The organism is Cupriavidus sp. 8B (assembly GCF_054589115.1).
This window is the reverse complement of sequence record NZ_BAAILO010000317.1, coordinates 11,955-27,822: the sequence shown is the minus strand read 5'-3', so window position 1 is coordinate 27,822 and position 15,868 is coordinate 11,955. Positions and strand designations below refer to the sequence as shown.

14 protein-coding genes are annotated in these 15,868 nt (G+C 66.8%); 4 read left to right on the top strand and 10 right to left on the bottom strand.

Annotated features, from left to right (window positions below; genetic code table 11):
* Positions 1-223: 223 nt before the first annotated feature.
* The 9 genes from ACYP5B_RS31285 to ACYP5B_RS31245 all read right to left on the bottom strand — a co-directional run bounded on the left by ACYP5B_RS31285 (position 224) and on the right by ACYP5B_RS31245 (position 9,440).
* Positions 224-1,252: a D-2-hydroxyacid dehydrogenase gene (locus tag ACYP5B_RS31285; RefSeq protein WP_459572250.1), complete on the bottom strand. Its 1,029-nt coding sequence runs from the start codon at positions 1,250-1,252 to the stop codon at positions 224-226.
* A gap of 2 nt (positions 1,253-1,254) precedes the next feature.
* Positions 1,255-2,241, bottom strand: a complete 987-nt coding sequence (locus ACYP5B_RS31280) for a Bug family tripartite tricarboxylate transporter substrate binding protein (protein WP_400102290.1) — start codon at positions 2,239-2,241, stop codon at positions 1,255-1,257.
* Positions 2,242-2,325: 84 nt separating this feature from the next.
* Positions 2,326-3,114 carry a class II aldolase/adducin family protein gene (locus ACYP5B_RS31275; protein WP_400102291.1) on the bottom strand — a complete coding sequence of 263 codons (789 nt, stop codon included), beginning with the start codon at positions 3,112-3,114 and terminating at the stop codon, positions 2,326-2,328.
* Positions 3,115-3,155: 41 nt separating this feature from the next.
* Positions 3,156-4,328 (bottom strand): tricarballylate utilization 4Fe-4S protein TcuB, encoded by a 1,173-nt coding sequence (gene tcuB, locus ACYP5B_RS31270; RefSeq protein ID WP_400102292.1) that lies wholly within the window; start codon positions 4,326-4,328, stop codon positions 3,156-3,158.
* Positions 4,315-5,742, bottom strand: a complete 1,428-nt coding sequence (gene tcuA, locus ACYP5B_RS31265) for an FAD-dependent tricarballylate dehydrogenase TcuA (RefSeq protein ID WP_400102293.1) — start codon at positions 5,740-5,742, stop codon at positions 4,315-4,317. Before tcuA ends, tcuB begins: the two co-directional genes overlap by 14 nt.
* A gap of 184 nt (positions 5,743-5,926) precedes the next feature.
* On the bottom strand, positions 5,927-6,877 hold the full coding sequence (locus ACYP5B_RS31260; RefSeq protein WP_459572249.1) for a LysR family transcriptional regulator: 951 nt from the start codon (positions 6,875-6,877) through the stop codon (positions 5,927-5,929).
* Between the two features lie 81 nt (positions 6,878-6,958).
* Positions 6,959-7,672: a 4-carboxy-4-hydroxy-2-oxoadipate aldolase/oxaloacetate decarboxylase gene (locus tag ACYP5B_RS31255; protein ID WP_459572248.1), complete on the bottom strand. Its 714-nt coding sequence runs from the start codon at positions 7,670-7,672 to the stop codon at positions 6,959-6,961.
* Complete coding sequence (locus ACYP5B_RS31250) at positions 7,669-8,418, bottom strand: PIG-L deacetylase family protein (protein ID WP_459572247.1); 750 nt, start codon at positions 8,416-8,418, stop codon at positions 7,669-7,671. Before ACYP5B_RS31250 ends, ACYP5B_RS31255 begins: the two co-directional genes overlap by 4 nt.
* 50 nt (positions 8,419-8,468) lie before the next feature.
* The gene (locus ACYP5B_RS31245) at positions 8,469-9,440 is read right to left on the bottom strand and encodes a tripartite tricarboxylate transporter substrate binding protein (protein ID WP_400102296.1); all 972 of its coding nucleotides are present in this window, start codon (positions 9,438-9,440) and stop codon (positions 8,469-8,471) included.
* A 123-nt stretch (positions 9,441-9,563) separates the two neighbouring features.
* On the opposite strand from ACYP5B_RS31245, the gene ACYP5B_RS31240 reads away from it, so the two are divergent.
* The 3 genes from ACYP5B_RS31240 (at position 9,564) to ACYP5B_RS31230 (ending at position 14,029) form a co-directional block, all read left to right on the top strand.
* On the top strand, positions 9,564-10,463 hold the full coding sequence (locus ACYP5B_RS31240) for a LysR family transcriptional regulator (protein ID WP_400102297.1): 900 nt from the start codon (positions 9,564-9,566) through the stop codon (positions 10,461-10,463).
* Positions 10,464-10,676: 213 nt separating this feature from the next.
* Positions 10,677-12,497, top strand: a complete 1,821-nt coding sequence (locus ACYP5B_RS31235) for a methyl-accepting chemotaxis protein (protein ID WP_400102298.1) — start codon at positions 10,677-10,679, stop codon at positions 12,495-12,497.
* A 284-nt stretch (positions 12,498-12,781) separates the two neighbouring features.
* Positions 12,782-14,029: a cation:proton antiporter gene (locus ACYP5B_RS31230; RefSeq protein WP_459572246.1), complete on the top strand. Its 1,248-nt coding sequence runs from the start codon at positions 12,782-12,784 to the stop codon at positions 14,027-14,029.
* Between the two features lie 236 nt (positions 14,030-14,265).
* On the opposite strand, the gene ACYP5B_RS31225 is transcribed toward ACYP5B_RS31230, so the two are convergent.
* Positions 14,266-14,802 (bottom strand): carboxymuconolactone decarboxylase family protein, encoded by a 537-nt coding sequence (locus tag ACYP5B_RS31225; RefSeq protein ID WP_400102299.1) that lies wholly within the window; start codon positions 14,800-14,802, stop codon positions 14,266-14,268.
* A 179-nt stretch (positions 14,803-14,981) separates the two neighbouring features.
* Here ACYP5B_RS31225 and ACYP5B_RS31220 point away from each other — a divergent pair.
* A partial coding sequence (locus ACYP5B_RS31220; protein ID WP_459572245.1) for a cupin domain-containing protein occupies positions 14,982-15,868 on the top strand: 887 nt, incomplete at its 3' end.

Genomic DNA, 15,868 nt, shown 5'->3' with positions numbered 1-15,868 from the left:
GGCGATGCGAGTTTGGGTCCCGGCCGCTCTTTTCGTCGAATCCCGAGGGGGTGTCGCCCCATCCGGCGCGCCTTTTTTGCCTACTTTTTTGGCAAGCGGCAAGACAAAAAAGTAGGTCGCCGCCCCGAAGGGGAGGTGAAACTGCAGTTGACTTTGACTTTGAAGTTAATCAGTTGCAGTTGCAGTTGCAGTTAAAGTTGAAGTTGAAGTTGAAGTAACAACCTCAAGCCACCAAATTCCTCAATCCCTCGCCCACATACCAGCGCCGCAGGTTATCCAGAAAAATCCCCGCCACCCGCCCAGCATTCCCATCCGAAAACCCCGCACTATGCGGCGTCGCAATGACATTAGGCAACGTCCACAACGGCGAATCCGCCGGCAGCGGCTCATGCGCAAACACATCCAGGTAGGCACCAGCAAGGCGGCCGCCTCGTAACGCCTCGATCAGCGCCCCCTCATCCACCACCTCGCCACGCGAGACATTGACCAGCCTGGCACCAGCCGGCAGCAAGGCAAGCGCGGCGGCATCAACCAACCCGCGTGTCTGCGCCGTCAACGGACAAGCCAGCAATAACCAGTCGGTCCGCGGCAGCACGCCACGCACCGCATCGAACGTCACCGTCTCATAGCCAGGCCCAGCCGGCACGGCACCCTGCCGCACCACGATCACATTCAGTCCCAGCACCTGCAGCAGCCTGCCGAGCCATTGCCCGATCGGGCCCCAGCCGACAATAGTCGCAGTCTGCCCGGCCAAATCGTGCGGCAGCCCGGATCCGATCAGCGGCGCCCAGCGGCTTTCGCGCTGCGCCGCCAGCATCTGCGGAAAATGCCGCGCCAGCGCCAGCACACCGGCCAGCGCGGTCTGCGCGACCACGCCCGCATTAGCGCCCGAGGAAGTGGTCACCGCCACGCCGCGCGCGCGCAGCTCGCCAAACACGGCGCGGTCAGCGCCGGCCGAATGCGTATGCGCCCAGCGCAGCCCGGGGCTTGCCAGCATGGCGTCGTAGAAGCGCCGGGTGGCGGGCAGGATTTCATGCTTGGTGGACAGGCCGGTGACATCGCGCGAGACAAAGGCGATATCGGCATCCAGCCCAGGGGCATCGTTTGTCCCCTGCCCCGACGGCACCACCACTGGCACGAAGGCCCCGCCAAGCGCCTCGCCAATCTGCGTGCCGTACTGCTGCAAGGCTTGCTCCGACAGCAGGATGCGCAAGGGCTGCGCGGCTGCCGGCTGGTTCGTATTCACACTCATGTTCATTCCAGGGAAGCACCCGAATCGTGCACTACCACTTTCCATTTGACGTATTCCTTTTGCGTGAACTTGCCGAACTGCTCCGGCGAGCCACCCACGGGATCCGCCCCTTCCCGCACCATCTGCGCCTGCAGCGATGGCAGGGCTTGGTTGACCGCCTGATTGACCTTGTTGATCACCGCCTGCGGCGTGCCCTTGGGCGCGAACACGCCAAACCAGGAGCCGGCCTCGAAGCCGGGGAAGCCCTTTTCCGCCACCGTGGGCACGTCCGGCAGCGATGGCGAACGGCGCGCGCTGCTGACCGCCAGCGCACGCAGCTTGCCGGCCTTGATATGGGCGATGACCGACGGGATCGTGGCAAACATGAACTGTACCCGACCGGACAACAGATCGTTGAGCGCATCGGCGCCCTTGTACGGGATATGCGTGGCCTCGGTGCCAATGCGCTGCGTCAGCATGAAGCTGGAGAGCTGTGACGAGGTGCCCACGCCGGTTGAGCTGTAGTTCAGCTTGCCCGGATTGGCCTTGGCGTAAGCAACGAACCCTTCGAGCGTCTTCGTCGGCAGCGAGGGATGCACCACCAGCACGTTCGGCACGTCGGCGATCTGCACCACCGGCACCAGGTCGGTCAACGGATCGTAGTTCAGGTGCTTGTACAGCGTCTGGTTGATCGAGATCGGGCCGACCGAGTTGACCAGCAGCGTATAGCCATCGGCCGGCGCGCGGACCACGGCCTCGGTGCCGATATTGCCGCCGGCACCGGGGCGGTTGTCGACCACGAAGGATTGCTTGAACTTTTGCGCCAGCACCTGGCTGACGCTGCGCGCCAGGATATCGGTAGTGCCGCCGGCGGTAAACGCCACCACCACGCGCACCGGCTTGGCCGGGTAGTCATCGCCGGGGGCAGCGATGGCGCCTGTGCCAGCGAAGGCACAGGCACAGGAGAAGGCGGCCAGGATGGCGCGGGCCAGCGCGAGGCTTTTGTTCATGTTGTCTCTCTCCGTTCGTTTTATCGTTATGGTCTTTCTAGTCGCTATCGCCGCTGGCGGCCCTTCCCGGCTGAGCCGCGAAACTCAGTCGCGGAAGCTCGGATCGAGCCGGTCCAGCTTGCGCAGCAGCGCGGGCCACTCCATCACGCCGTAGGGGCGGCGCGTGCCGGGCTGGTAGTTGTTCCAGGTTTCCTGCAGCACGTCGGCGCCGACCTCGCGCAGCGGCGTGTTGCACGACATCGCGCCGATCTGCGCGCGGCAGGCCAGCTCCAGCCGGTGCATCCAGTTGAAGGCTTCCCCAACCGTGTTACCCACGGTAAGCGCGCCGTGGTTGCGCAGGATCAGGGCCTCGCCCTTGCCAAGGTCTTCCAGCAGCGAGGCTTGCTCGGCGGTGTCGAGCACCACGCCCTGGTAGTCGTGATAGCCGATCTTGAGAAAGCGCATGGCGGTCTGCGTGAGCGGCAGCAGCCCGCAGTCCAGCGATGACACGGCCATGGAGGCCCAGCTATGCGTGTGGATCACGCAGGCCACTTCCGGGCGCGCCTCGTGCACGGCGCTGTGGATCACGTAGCCGGCCTTGTTGATGCCGTAGTTGAGCGCGCCGAAATCCGGCTTGGCGAGAATGTTGCCGGCGTGGTCCACCTTGATCAGGCTGGAGGCGGTGATCTCCTCGTACATCATGCCGTAGGCGTTGATCAGGAAGGCGCCGTCCTCGCCCGGCACGCGCACCGAGATATGGTTGGCCATCATGTCGGCCATGCCGTACAGCTCCACCAGCCGGTAGCAGGCGGCCAGGTCCACCCGCGCCTTCCATTCGGCGTCGGTGCACCGGTCCCGCATCGAGGAAATGGCGAGGATGCCGGGTTTTGTCATGGTGTTCTCCTTGGTCCCTTGATAGCTTGAATGCTTGATGTTCAGTCCGAGCCGAGCGCCAGGTTGCCGGACCGGCGTTTTTCGATATTCCACTTCAGCAGCGCCGCGCTTCGATAGATGCCGTGCGCGAACTTGCCATAAGGCAGCGTCAGGAACAGCGCCATCACCACGCCAAGGTGCACGGCCAGCAGCAAGGCCATGGCCGCGGTGTCGCGCCAGGCCAGCAGCGCCAGGCCGGTCAGGCTGGTGAAAAACAGCAGCGCGATAAAGCCGCGGTCCATCGGCTTCTGGGCCGCGTCGCCGGTACGCGGGTCGCGCTTCAGGTTGAGCCAGAGCAAACCGGCCGGGCCGATCAGCAACCCGATGCCGCCAGCCGTGCCCAGCAGCACCGGCAGGCTGGTCGGCGCGTACGGCGCGTGCAGGCCCAGCAGGTAGTGGTACAACGTGGCGACCGCCGTGGCGGCAAAGCACAGCATGAAGCCATAGAACGTGAAATGATGGAAGCGCCGGCGCCACAGGGTGAACGCGTCGTCGGCGTTGTTGCAGCCCTGGCCGTGGCCGCCGTCCAGGTAGCGCAGCCGCAGCGCATCGTGCGCCGCGCCGCCGATGGCCGGGCCGCGCGCCTCGCCTTCGACCGCGCCGGGCGAGACCTTGCGCCAGAAGCGCGCGACCCCCACGCCCAGCGCCAGCACCGCGAAGCCAAACACCACGCCGAACATCGCCGCCAACAGGTTGTGCGGGAAGATGGCGTAGAAGTTGCCCGCCAGCGGCGCGTGCAGCAGACTGCCGCGCATGGCCAGCACCATCACCAGGAACAGCGCCAGCCCGGCTGCCAGCGCCAGCGCGGTGGCCAGGCCGGCGCGGCGGTACAGGCCACCGAAGGCGGCTGGCCAGGCGTAGTCGGAGTAGGTCTGCGCCCGCACCTTGGCCATGGCCTGCGGCACGTTGACGGCAAACTCATGCGGCGGCGCGTACTGGCAGGCGTGATAGCAGGCGCCACAGTTGTGGCACAGGTTGGACAGGTAGTGGATATCGGCCTTGCCGAATTCCAGCCGGCGCGTCATGGCCGGAAACACGGCGCAAAAGCCTTCGCAATAGCGGCAGGCGTTGCAGATCTGCATGACGCGGCCGACTTCGGCCTCGTCCCCGGTGAGCGGCAGCGCGCCCTGGGCCAGCGCCGCCGCTTCGCGCGTCAGCGCTTCAAGATGTTGCATGCTGCTCTTCCTGGATTGCGTTGTGACCGGGCCGCCCGAGCGCGGCGGCGGCAGCCTGGGTGCCGGCGATGCGCCCGAAGGCGGTGCCGATGGCCATGCCGACGCCTGCCGTATAGCCCTTGCCGAGCACGTTTCCGGCCATCATCTCGCCGGCCACGAACAGGTTGGTGCTGGGCTTGCCGCCGAAATGCACGGCGGCATGCTCGTCTACCTTGAGGCCGAGGTAGGTAAAGGTGATGCCGGGACGCAGCGCGTAGCCGAAGAACGGCGCGGTATCGATGGGCCGCGCCCAGTGGGTCTTGGCCGGGGCGATGCCTTCGGTGTGGCAATCGTCCAGCACGGTGTGGTCGAAGGTGCCGACGCGGCATGCCGCGTTGTAGTCCTCGATGGTGCGCACGAAGGTGGCTTCGTCCAGCCCGAGCTGGCGCGCCAGTTCCGGCAACGTATTGGCGCGCACGCCGGGGAACACGGGCGGCATGAAGCGGCCCACGGCCTTGGCGTCGATGATCGAGTAGCCGATCTGGCCGGGCTGCTGGGCGACCAGCCGGCCCCAGATGGCGTAGCGCTTGGGCCAGAAATCCTCGCCTTCGTCGTAGAAGCGCTCGGCGTTGCGATTGAGCATCACGCCCAGCGAGACGCAGTCCACCCGGGTGCAGATGCCGCCGTCGTACAGCGGCGCGCGCGCGTCGATGGCCACGCAGTGCGACTGGGAGGGATCGCCGATGGCGTCCGCGCCAGCTTCGATCATGTACTTGAGCAGCACGCCCATATTGAAGCGCGTGCCACGGATCAGGAAATTGTCGGCCGGCCAGTCGCCGTCGGCGTTCTGGCCCCAGGCTTCGCGCAGCCATTCGCGGTTGGACTCGAAGCCGCCCGCGGCCAGCACGCAGCTGCGGGCCTCGATGCGCTCGCTGCCGATGCGGGCCGCGACGAAGCGGCTGCCGTCCAGCTCGATGGCGTCCACCGGCGCGTTGTAGCGCACTTGCACGCCAAGCGCCTCGGCGCTGCGGAAGTAGGCGTTGACCAGGGCCTTGCCGCCGCCCATGAAGAAGGCATTGGTGCGCGCCACATGCAGCGCGCCCGACAGCGGCGGCTGGAAGTGCACGCCGTGGCTGCGCATCCAGTCGCGGCAGGTGGACGAGGCGCGGATGGCCAGGCGGGCCAGGCGTTCATCGGTGAGGCCGCCGGTGACCTTGAGCAGGTCTTGCCAGTATTCCTCTTCGGGATAGGCTTCGATCAGCACGTCTTGTGGCGCGTCGTGCATGCAGCGCAGGTTGCGGGTGTGCTGGGAGTTGCCGCCGCGCCACTCGCGCGGGGCCGCTTCCAGCAGCAGCACGCTGGCGCCGGCTTCGCGCGCCATCAGGGCGGCGCACAGGGCGGCGTTGCCGCCGCCGATGACCAGGACGTCGATCATGGGCGCGCGCCTCCGGCAAGGCTCGGGGAACTCGGCAGGGACGGCTCCCGGATTCGAATAGTGGAAAGCACGATGATTGTTCCGGTGGGGAAGCCCGCACTGTAGCGGGCCGCCGGCTTCCTGCTAAGCCTCCGGATCGCATGGGGGCATCACGAATCGTGATACCCCCGGGTGTGCGACTGCTTCAGCCCTCCGGCCCAAGCAGCCGCGCGCCTCGCCAGGCGCCGGAGCGCACCAGTTCGCGGGCGCAATCGGCCAGCACCACGCGCAAGGCCAGCGCCGCGGGCGACAGCTCATCGTCGGAGAGGCTGCACAGCGCATTCTGGCGCCGCGCCTTGGGGTCCGCGATCTCGGCCAGGTGGAAGCGCTCCTGCGCATCGGCGTAACGCCCCACGGCGGCCCAGGGCTGCAAGGTGGCGCCAAACCCGAGATCGACGGCGTCCATCAGCATGGCCAGGGAATCCACCTCCTGCACCACCTGCGGCACGATCTTCACGCGGGCGAAGGCAGCATCGAGCGTGCTGCGCAGCCCATGCAGGCCGGTGGGCATGATCAGCGGCACGTCCCGCAACTGCGCCATGCGCAGCCGCAGCGGCGCGTCGGCGTCGACATCGGCCGGCAGCGCCTTGCGCGAGCGGATCAGGAACAGGGTTTCCTCAAGCAGCGGCGTCACGCTCCAGCGGCGTGCCACAACGGTGTCGAACAGCACGGCCAGGTCGAGCTGGCGGGCATTGAGCATGGCGCTGAGGTGGCCGGACAGGCTCTCCACCATATGCAGGCGCACATCGGGATAGCGCTCGCGCATGGCGCGCATCAGCGGCACGCCGATGACCGAAGCGGTGGTGGGCGCCAGCCCTACGCTGACCGTGCCGGACAGCCGCGCGTGGTGGGCGGCGCGCTTGGCCTGCTCGGCATGGCGCAAGGCCAGCTGGGCCTCGCGGAAGAAAGCCAGCCCGGCCTCGGTGGGCGTCACGCCGCGCGTGGTCCGGCGCAGCAGCCGGGTGGACAGCTCGCTCTCCAGCCGGCTGATCTGCTGACTCATGGCGGACTGCACCATGTCGAGGTCGAGCGCGGCGCGGCTCATGCTACCGAGCTCCACCACGCGGACGAAATACTGAAGCTGGCGCAGTTCCATCTGGCTCCCCGGCCTGGATTCGTGTCTGGATTCGTGTCTGCGAGGCTTATACCAGATTGCGAACCGGCGATGGCCGCCAGGTCAGGCCTCGTCGAAGCCGCTATACCAGTCCACGGTCTGGTCGGAATACGCCAGGCCCCTGGCCGCCAGCGCCTCGCGCATCTGGTACATGTCCAGCCCCAGCACGCCGCAGGCCAGCGTAGCGCGCTTGCCCTCCTCCATGGCCCCGCGCTCGGCGGCACGGCGCGCGGTCTCGGCGGCGAGCGGGCGCGGCACCACCACCACGCCATCGTCGTCGGCCACGATCACGTCGCCGGGCCGCACGTGGGCGCCGGCGCAGACCACCGGCACATTGACCGCGCCCACGGTTTCCTTGACCGCGCCCTGCGCCGAGACCGCCCGCGACCAGACCGGGAAGCCCATGGCATTAAGCGTGGACACATCGCGCACGCCGCCGTCGATCACCAGGCCGCGCGCGCCGCGTGCCTTGAGCGAGGTGGCCAGCAGGTCGCCGAACAACCCATCGCTGCAGTCGCTGACCAGCGCCACCACCAGCACGTCGCCGGGCTGCACCATCTCCACCGCGACGTGGATCATCCAGTTGTCACCGGGATGCATGAGCACCGTCACGGCGCTGCCGGCAATGGCGGCACGGGACTGGACCGGCCGCATGTATGGCTTCATCAGCCCGGTGCGGCGCAGCGCCTCGTGGACGGTGGCGACACCGGCGGCGCCCAGCGCGTCGATGTCCGCGGCGGCCGCGCGCAGGATGTTGCGATAGGCGATGGTCTTCATGCCAGGCTCTGCGTTACCTGCGGGAACACGCGCGCATAGCCTTCGCCGTACTTCACCTTGCGATCGGAGTTGCGCGCGGCCTGCGCGCCGCGCTGCAGGGCCACGCGGGTGTAGTACTCCCACAGATGCTCCTGCGCCGCCATGGTCGCGAAGGCGCGCTGCTTCTTCTCCCATACGGAGGAGATATCGAGCAGCACGTCGGGCTTCCAGTTGCATTGCTCGGGCTGGTGCGGCTCGAACAGGAACACCGGCGGCGCGCCGATCACCGGCACCTCGGGCTTGTAGCCATGCGCCTGGGCGATGACCCGCGCTTCCTGCGCTACATGCGTGGCGAGCGGGTGGTCGAAGTTGTAGATGTCTTCGCGCGAGTGGCTCAGCACCAGTTCGGGCCGCAATTCGCGGTAGAGATCGGCCAGGCGCAGCAGCGCTGCGTCGGTCACGCGCATGGGGTAGTCCCCCAGGTCGAAGCACTCCAGCGTGGCGCCCAGGATGTCGGCGGCCTGCTGCGCTTCCTCGTGCCGCGCGGCCTTGACGCGCTCCATCGTCATGCCCGGCTGGCGCCACATCTTGGCGGACTCGCCGCGCTCGCCAAAGGACAGGCAGACGATCCTGACGTTGTAGCCGCGCTCGGCATACAGCGCGATGGCGCCGCCGGCACGCCAGACAAAATCGGCAGCGTGCGCGCTGACCACCAGGATGGAGGGACGCTGCGCGTCCGGCTGGGCTTGGGCTTGGATCTCGGACATGGAGGATTCTCTTGGATCGTGTTGGATCGCCTTGGATCGCGTCGGATGCTTCAGTCGGCCGTGATGCCCGCCTTGCGGATCACGCCGTTCCAGGTGGTGGTTTCACCGCGCACGAACTGGCCGAAGGCCTCGGGCGTGCCCGGCAGGATGGTCACGCCAAGTTGCGCGAGCTGCTTGCGCACGTCGGGGTCGCCCAGCGCGGCGTTGGCCGCGGTGTTGAGCGCATGGACCACGGCCGGCGGGGTCTTGGCCGGCGCCACCAGCCCCCACCACACCGAGGCGGTAAAGCCCGGCAGGCCTTGCTCGCGCGAGGTCGGCACATCCGGCAGCAGCGGCGTGCGCTGGTCGCTCGCCACCGCGATGGCGCGCAGCGTGCCGGCGCGGATATGCGTGATGACTTCGAGCGGGTTGATCGGCATGAACGAGATGCGCTCGCCCAGCAGGTCGGTGATGGCGGGCGCCCCGCCCTTGTAAGGCACGTGCAGCACATCGATGTGCGCCGCTTCCTTGAACAGCTCGCCGGCGAGATGGCCCGAGCTGCCGTTGCCGGCGGAGGCGTAGCTGAGCTTGCCTGGCTGGGCCTGCGCCTGGGAGACCAGGCCCTTGAGCGACGCCACGCTGGATTTTGCCGGCACCACCAGCACCAGCGAGGCCTGCCCCACGCGCGCCACCGGCGTGAAATCCCGCGCCGGGTCGAACGGCAGCTTGGCGAACAGCGCGGCATTGGTGGCCAGGCTGTTGGACGCCATCATGATGGTGTAGCCGTCCGGCGCAGCCTTGGCCACGGCCTCCATGCCGATATTGGTGCTGGCGCCGGGGCGATTGTCGACGATGATGGGCTGCTTGAGCAGCACGCTCATCTTCTGCCCGACCGAGCGCGCCACGATATCCACCCCGCCGCCCGCGGCATACGGCACGACGAGCCGGATGGGCCTGGCCGGGTAGGTCTCGGCGCTGGCGGTGCTGGCGGCCAGCGACAGCGCGGCGGCCAGAAAGCCGGCAAGGTAGGGTCGGCGCAGCATGCTTGTCTCCTGATAGTGCAATCTGTCATGCGGTTCGAAACCGTTTGCGTGCATTCTGGCCAGCCGCCGTGATACTGTCCAATACGTTTTCAAGCCGCTTGTTATTGCACTTCGATATAACCAATGGATTTCCGCCAACTCCGCTATTTCGTTGCCGTGGCCGAAGCGCTGAGCTTCAGCGAGGCCGCGCGCAAGCTCCATATCAGCCAACCGCCGCTGAGCACCCAGATCAAGGCGCTGGAAGACGAACTCGGCAGCCCCCTGCTCGACCGTTCCCGCCACCACGTGGCGCTGACGCCGGCTGGCACGCTGTTCCTGGACAAGGCAAAGGCGGCGCTCGCCAACCTGGAGCAAGCCCGCGAGGTGGTCAGGCAGGTGGCCGCCGGCGAGGCGGGCGAGATCCGCGTGGCCTTTACCGCGTCGGTGCCGATGCAGGATGCGTTTCCGCGCGCGGTGCAGCAGTTCCGCGTTGACCATCCGCGCGCCATGCTGGAACTGGTGCATATGTCCACCGGGCAGCAGTTGCAGGGACTGGAGAAAGGCGAGATCGACATTGGCTTCCTGCGGCCGTCACCCCAGTTCTATCCGCCCGCCAGCATCACCGTGCACGAGGTGCTGGCCGACCGGCTGGTCGCCGTGCTGCCTGCCGCGCACACACTGGCAAACCCGATCGACGACGCCGGGATCGATATCGGTGCGCTGTCCGCACAGCCCTTCCTGCTGTTCCCCCGCGGGCTGGGATGCGGGCTGTTCGACCACGTCACCACGCTTTGCAACCGGGCGGGCTTTGCCCCGCGCATCGGCCAGGAGGCACGGGAGGCGACCACCATCATCGGCTTGGTGGCGAGCGGCGCCGGCGTGTCGGTGCTGCCGGAGATTTACGCGCGCACCGGCATCCCCGGCGTGGCGTACCGGCCACTGGCTGGTCAAGATGCCGCCAGCCGGGTGCTGGTGGCGCATCGCACCGGGGCACTGTCCCCGATCATGCGTCGGTTTTTGGCATTTTTTGCGGTTGGCGACTGAGGCAAGGGCGGTGCGGAACAATGAGCCCCGCTGCGCAATAGCGGCGTATTCACCACGCCGCGGACCATCGCCATGCGCCAGCGCGGTGAAATGTCTGCACATTGCCGTTCCAGCCCTACAGTTCCCGTCCAGCCTTCCGTTAGCCGGGGCATGCTGGCCGACAACAAAATTGTCGGAGGCCATTTTTTCACAACCGCCCCCTACCCACTGCGCATGCTTCTCTCGCTCCGTACACGCATTACGGCGACCTGTGTCGCCATTGTTGTCACCGCCCTGTCGGCATCCACCGGCATCACCTATGTGGTCACGAAGCACAGCGACGAACGCACGCTGCGGCAAAACCTCGCCACGATCACCCAAGGCAACGCACAAGCCATCACCGAGTGGCTGACCGCGCGAGCCGCCATGGTGCAAGCCGTCTCGCCGGAGAGCCTTTCCACCGATCCCATGTCCGCGGTCACGCAGCTGGAAAAATCCGGCGGCTTTGTCGTGGCTTACGCTGGCTACCCGGACAAGCACGCGGTGTTTTCCCGCGACCTTGGCATCCCCGCCGACTACGATCCCACGGGCCGCCCGTGGTACCAGGCCGCCGTCAGCGCCGGCAAGCTGGTCATCACGCAGCCGTATGAAGATGTCGCGACCAAGAAGCTCGTGGTGACGCTGGCCTTGCCGGTGCTGGCCAACGGCCAGCTGAAGGCCGTGGTGGCCGCCGATGTGAACCTGGACGCCGTGACCTTCACCGTGAACGGCATTCACCCCACCCCGGCCAGCTTCGCTTTCCTGGCCGACAAGAGCGGCCGCATCGTGGCGCATCCGGATGCCAGACTGAACCTCAAGCCGGCCACCGATTGGTCCGCCGACCTGACGGCGAACGCCCTGGCCAGCCTGTCCGATCCCGAGCAGCCGTTCGCAGTGAAGATCGGCGGCGCTACCAAGCTGCTGCATGCGGAGCCGGTCAAGAACTCCGACTGGGAACTGGTGGTTGCCATGGATGAGGACGAAGCCCTGGCCGGCCTGCGCAATGTCCTGCAGGCCATGTTCATGACCCTGGTCGCGGTGGCCTTCCTCGCCGCGGGTGTCGGCTCGGTCATGACTGCCTCGGCATTCCGGCGGCTTTCCCAAGTGCGCGAGGCGATGGACGAAATCGGCTCCGGGAACGGCGACCTGACCAAGCGCCTGCCGTCCGACGGCAACGACGAGGTCGCGCAGATCGCCCGTGCGTTCAACCAGTTTGCCGACAAGCTCGCCACCGTGCTGATCGATATCCGCGACAGCAGCGAATCGGTGCGCACGGCAACCGCCGAGATCTCGCAGGGCAATATCGACCTGTCCTCGCGCACCGAGCAAGCCGCGGCCAGCCTGGAGCAGACAGCGGCTGCCATGGACGAGCTCACCGGCACCGTGCAAAACTCGGCCGAGGCCGCCGTGCGCGCCGGCGAACTGGCGGCGGCTGCCTCCCAGGTCGCCAATCGCGGGGGCGATGCCGTCTCCCGCGTGGTAACCACCATGCAGGAAATCTCCACCGCCTCTGCCAAGATCCACGACATCATCGGGGTCATCGACGGCATCGCCTTCCAGACCAACATCTTGGCGCTCAACGCTGCCGTGGAAGCCGCCCGCGCCGGCGAGCAGGGGCGCGGATTCGCCGTGGTGGCTGGCGAGGTCCGCACGCTGGCCCAGCGCAGCGCCCAGGCCGCCAAGGAGATCAAGGGGCTGATCAGCAAATCGGTGGCCAAGGTGGACTCGGGTGCGGAGCTGGTGCGCGATGCCGGGGAGACGATGAACAGCATCGTGGCCAGCGTGAAGCAGGTCGAGCAGGTGCTGCGCGAAATCTCGAATGCCGGCAGCGAGCAAAGCGTGGGCATCACGCAGGTCAACCAGGCCGTGAGCCAGCTCGACGGCGCGACGCAACAGAATGCGGCGCTGGTCGAGCAAGCCTCGGCCGCCGCCGGTTTCCTGCATGAGCAAGCCAACAAACTGGCCGATGCGGTGGGCCAGTTCCGCCTGGCCAGGGCGCATGGCGGCGCAGCTTGAACTGTTGATGAAGTGGCCAGATGGGTAAGCAAGAGGGGGCAGCGGCTGCTGAACCCCAGGCTGCCGACAAAGCCGGATCTGCGTTGTCGTGCTCCCCTCTTCCGCATGCGGGAGGGGCTGGGGGAGAGGGAGAGACAGCCGTCGTCATGGCGCGCGGCCTTGGCTCGTTCGGCGGCTTCGGCGAGTGCTTGAGGAAATCTCCTGAATACTGGTATCGTTGAAGTGGCACAAAATCCACACAACATCAAGATCAGCGCCCCGCAAGGCAAGGAGAACTCCCCCGCATGACTGTATTCCAAGGGACTGGCGCCCTTTTTACCCTCATCGCCATTTTTGGCGTCATCAACCATCGCTTCATCAAGCTGCCCGACACCCTGGGCATCACCGCCGTCGGGCTGGTGACCTGCCTGAGCGTGTCCATCCTTGGCCTCAACCATCCGGAAATGGTCGCGCAGGCCCGCAAGCTCGTGGCCCAGATCGATTTCTCCGACGTGGTCTTCCACGGCCTGCTCAGCCTGCTGCTGTTCGCCGGCGCCCTGCACGTCGACCTCTCGCGCATGCGCCGCCAGCGCCGGGCCGTGGTCATGCTGGCTACAGTAGGCGTGGTGATCTCGACCGCGGCGGTCGGGTTCGGCTTCTTCTATGTCGCGCAGTGGCTGGGCCACCCGATCAGCCTGCTGTGGTGCCTGGTGTTCGGCGCGCTGATTTCCCCCACCGATCCTATCGCCGTGCTCAGCGTGCTCAAGAACGCGGGCGCGTCCGAAAGCCTGGAAACCAAGATCGCCGGCGAGTCGCTGTTCAATGACGGCACCGCGGTGGTGGCATTCCTGACCCTGGTGGGGCTAGCTACCGGCGCCACCGAGTTCTCCGCTTCCCACGTGGCGGTCGCGCTGGTGCGCGAAGTGCTGGGCGCCGTGGTGCTGGGCGTTGTGGTGGGCTACGTGGCGTCGGTGCTGCTGCGCGGAATCGACAGCTATCCGGTCGAGATCCTGATCACGCTGGCGCTCGCCACCGGCGGCTATAGCCTTGCCGAAACCGTGCACGTGTCCGCTCCGCTGTCGGTAGTCATCATGGGCCTGGTGATCGGCAACCACAGCACCTCCAAGTCCATGTCGGAAAAGACCCGCGAGCACTTGTTCAACTTCTGGGGCCTGCTGGACGAGTTGCTCAACCTGGTGCTGTTCGGCCTGATCGGGCTGGAGATCATCGCGCTGTCCCTGCAACTGAATATCGTCTGGCTGGGGCTGGCGGCGATTCCCGTGGTGCTGATTGCCCGCGGCATCAGCGTGGCCATCCCGCTGCTGGCGTTGCAGAACTTCCGCCGGCTCAATCCGCACTCGGCCACCATCATGACCTGGGGCGGCCTGCGCGGCGGCATCTCGATTGCGCTGGCGCTATCGCTGCCGGAGTTCCACGGCCGCGAGATGCTGATCGGCGTGACTTACCTGGTGGTGGTGTTCAGCCTGCTGATCCAGGCCACCACGCTGGGCAAGCTGGTCAAGCACCTGAATGGCTTGAGCGCAAAGCCGTAAAAAAGCCGCAACAAAGCCATAAGGGATACGCCATCCGCAAGCGGGCAGCGGGACTCACCCGCCGCCCGCGCCCGGCTTACTGGCGGCTCTGGTAAATCTTGTCGAACTCGCCGCCATCGGCAAATTGCCGGCTCTGCGCCTGCGCCCAGCTGCCAAACACATCGCTGACCGAGAACAGCTGGATCGGCCGGAGCAAGACGGCAGGCGGGTCACGATCGCCCCGCCTGCCGCCTTACTCACGCCACCTTCGGAAAATCGATCACCGTATCGTTGACACGATTGATCATGTTGGTGAACAGGATCGCGCTGATGGCCTGGATGCTCTCGACGATCTGGCGATCGGTGTAGCCGGCTTCGCGCACATTGGTCACGACGCTGGCAGGCACCGTGCCGGAGGTCGTGGCCACGGCCAGTGCGAAGCGGACAAGCGCGTCGATCTTGCTGTCTTGCGGGTACTCGCCGGCGCGCAGCTCACGCGTTTGCTCGGCGGTATAGCCGGCCATCTTGCCGGTCATCGTATGCGCGGCCACGCAATAGTCACAACCTGAAGCTTCGCTGACGGCGAGGTTGATCGCTTCGAGCTCACGGGCGCTGAGCGTCGAGTTCTTGAGCAGCGCGCCGGTCTGCAGCGCGTTGGCAAGCACCTCGGGGGCATTGCTGCCGATGACCGCGTAGGCGTTGGGCACCTTGCCGACGGCGCTCTTGATAGCGGCGAACAGCTGAGCGGCCTGGCCAGTGGCTTCGGCGATGTTGATGGTGTGAAGACGGGACATGATGGCACTCCTTTCCAGGGTTGGTTGATGGACCCGCGCCGTGTTTGCTGCGCTGCTTCCATGGACTGAAGTCTAGGCGTGCCAAGCGCGACTTACCGCATATAATCGTCTAGTTATCTTGCTCCATCGTCTCAACCCATCGTTTCCGTTTTGCTCCCACCGCTCCCACCGCTCCCGCCATGGATAGCCTGACCGAACTCGTGCGCATGCTTTCGCCCGCCGGCACCGTCGACCTGCACTGCCACTTCGCCGGCAACTGGCGCGTGGACAACGCGGCGGCGCCCGCCGGCCACCTGCCATATCACATCATCCTGAAGGGGCAGGCGCGCGCGCTGGTGGCGCAGGAGGCCATCTCCCTCGATGCGGGCGACGTGCTGCTGTTCCCGCAAGGCAGCGCGCACACGCTGCGCAGCCTGCCCGACGATGTCGCCGGCCCGCACGCCGCCATGCCGGCCCAGACAACGCGCTTCAATGGCTTGCTGACCGAGGTGACGATGCCCGGCGACGCGCATCCGCTGGACATGCTGTGTGGCACGTTCGTGCTGGGCTTGCCGGGCACGATGCTGTTGCGCAAGCTGCCGCCGGTGCTGCGCGTGGCCACCGCGCAGCGCGCCGATTGCGCCTGGCTGGACGCGCTGATCAACATGATGCGCAATGAGGCGCAGGCACCCGAGCCGGGTGGCACGGCGGTCATCGGGCAGCTCTCCACCGCATTGCTGACCTTGCTGTTGCGCGCGCTGATCGCGCAGGGCGGCGTCACGCATAGCCTGCTGGCGCTGATGGCCGATGCGCGGCTGTCCAAGGCGATCGATGCGGTGCTGCGCGCGCCGGCCGAGCCGTGGTCGGTGGCGTCGCTGGCGGCGGTGTGCCATGTGTCGCGCGCCACGTTTGCGCGGCGCTTCTCGCAGCTCAGCGGCGAGACGCCGCTGCAGTTCGTGACCACCTTGCGCATGGAAATGGCCGCCCGCCTGCTGACGCAGGACCGCGACTCCGCGGCCAGCATCGGCGAGCAATGCGGCTATGCTTCGGAGGCCGCGTTCGGGCGTGCCTTCAAGGCGTACTTTGG

Excerpts from the sequence above, each read along its gene's own strand:
- ACYP5B_RS31285 (WP_459572250.1), bottom strand. The coding sequence starts at position 1,252 with ATGAGTGTGAATACGAACCAGCCGGCAGCCGCGCAGCCCTTGCGCATC.
- ACYP5B_RS31280 (WP_400102290.1), bottom strand. The coding sequence starts at position 2,241 with ATGAACAAAAGCCTCGCGCTGGCCCGCGCCATCCTGGCCGCCTTCTCC.
- ACYP5B_RS31275 (WP_400102291.1), bottom strand. The coding sequence starts at position 3,114 with ATGACAAAACCCGGCATCCTCGCCATTTCCTCGATGCGGGACCGGTGC.
- tcuB (WP_400102292.1), bottom strand. The coding sequence starts at position 4,328 with ATGCAACATCTTGAAGCGCTGACGCGCGAAGCGGCGGCGCTGGCCCAG.
- tcuA (WP_400102293.1), bottom strand. The coding sequence starts at position 5,742 with ATGATCGACGTCCTGGTCATCGGCGGCGGCAACGCCGCCCTGTGCGCC.
- ACYP5B_RS31260 (WP_459572249.1), bottom strand. The coding sequence starts at position 6,877 with ATGGAACTGCGCCAGCTTCAGTATTTCGTCCGCGTGGTGGAGCTCGGT.
- ACYP5B_RS31255 (WP_459572248.1), bottom strand. The coding sequence starts at position 7,672 with ATGAAGACCATCGCCTATCGCAACATCCTGCGCGCGGCCGCCGCGGAC.
- ACYP5B_RS31250 (WP_459572247.1), bottom strand. The coding sequence starts at position 8,418 with ATGTCCGAGATCCAAGCCCAAGCCCAGCCGGACGCGCAGCGTCCCTCC.
- ACYP5B_RS31245 (WP_400102296.1), bottom strand. The coding sequence starts at position 9,440 with ATGCTGCGCCGACCCTACCTTGCCGGCTTTCTGGCCGCCGCGCTGTCG.
- ACYP5B_RS31240 (WP_400102297.1), top strand. The coding sequence starts at position 9,564 with ATGGATTTCCGCCAACTCCGCTATTTCGTTGCCGTGGCCGAAGCGCTG.
- ACYP5B_RS31235 (WP_400102298.1), top strand. The coding sequence starts at position 10,677 with ATGCTTCTCTCGCTCCGTACACGCATTACGGCGACCTGTGTCGCCATT.
- ACYP5B_RS31230 (WP_459572246.1), top strand. The coding sequence starts at position 12,782 with ATGACTGTATTCCAAGGGACTGGCGCCCTTTTTACCCTCATCGCCATT.
- ACYP5B_RS31225 (WP_400102299.1), bottom strand. The coding sequence starts at position 14,802 with ATGTCCCGTCTTCACACCATCAACATCGCCGAAGCCACTGGCCAGGCC.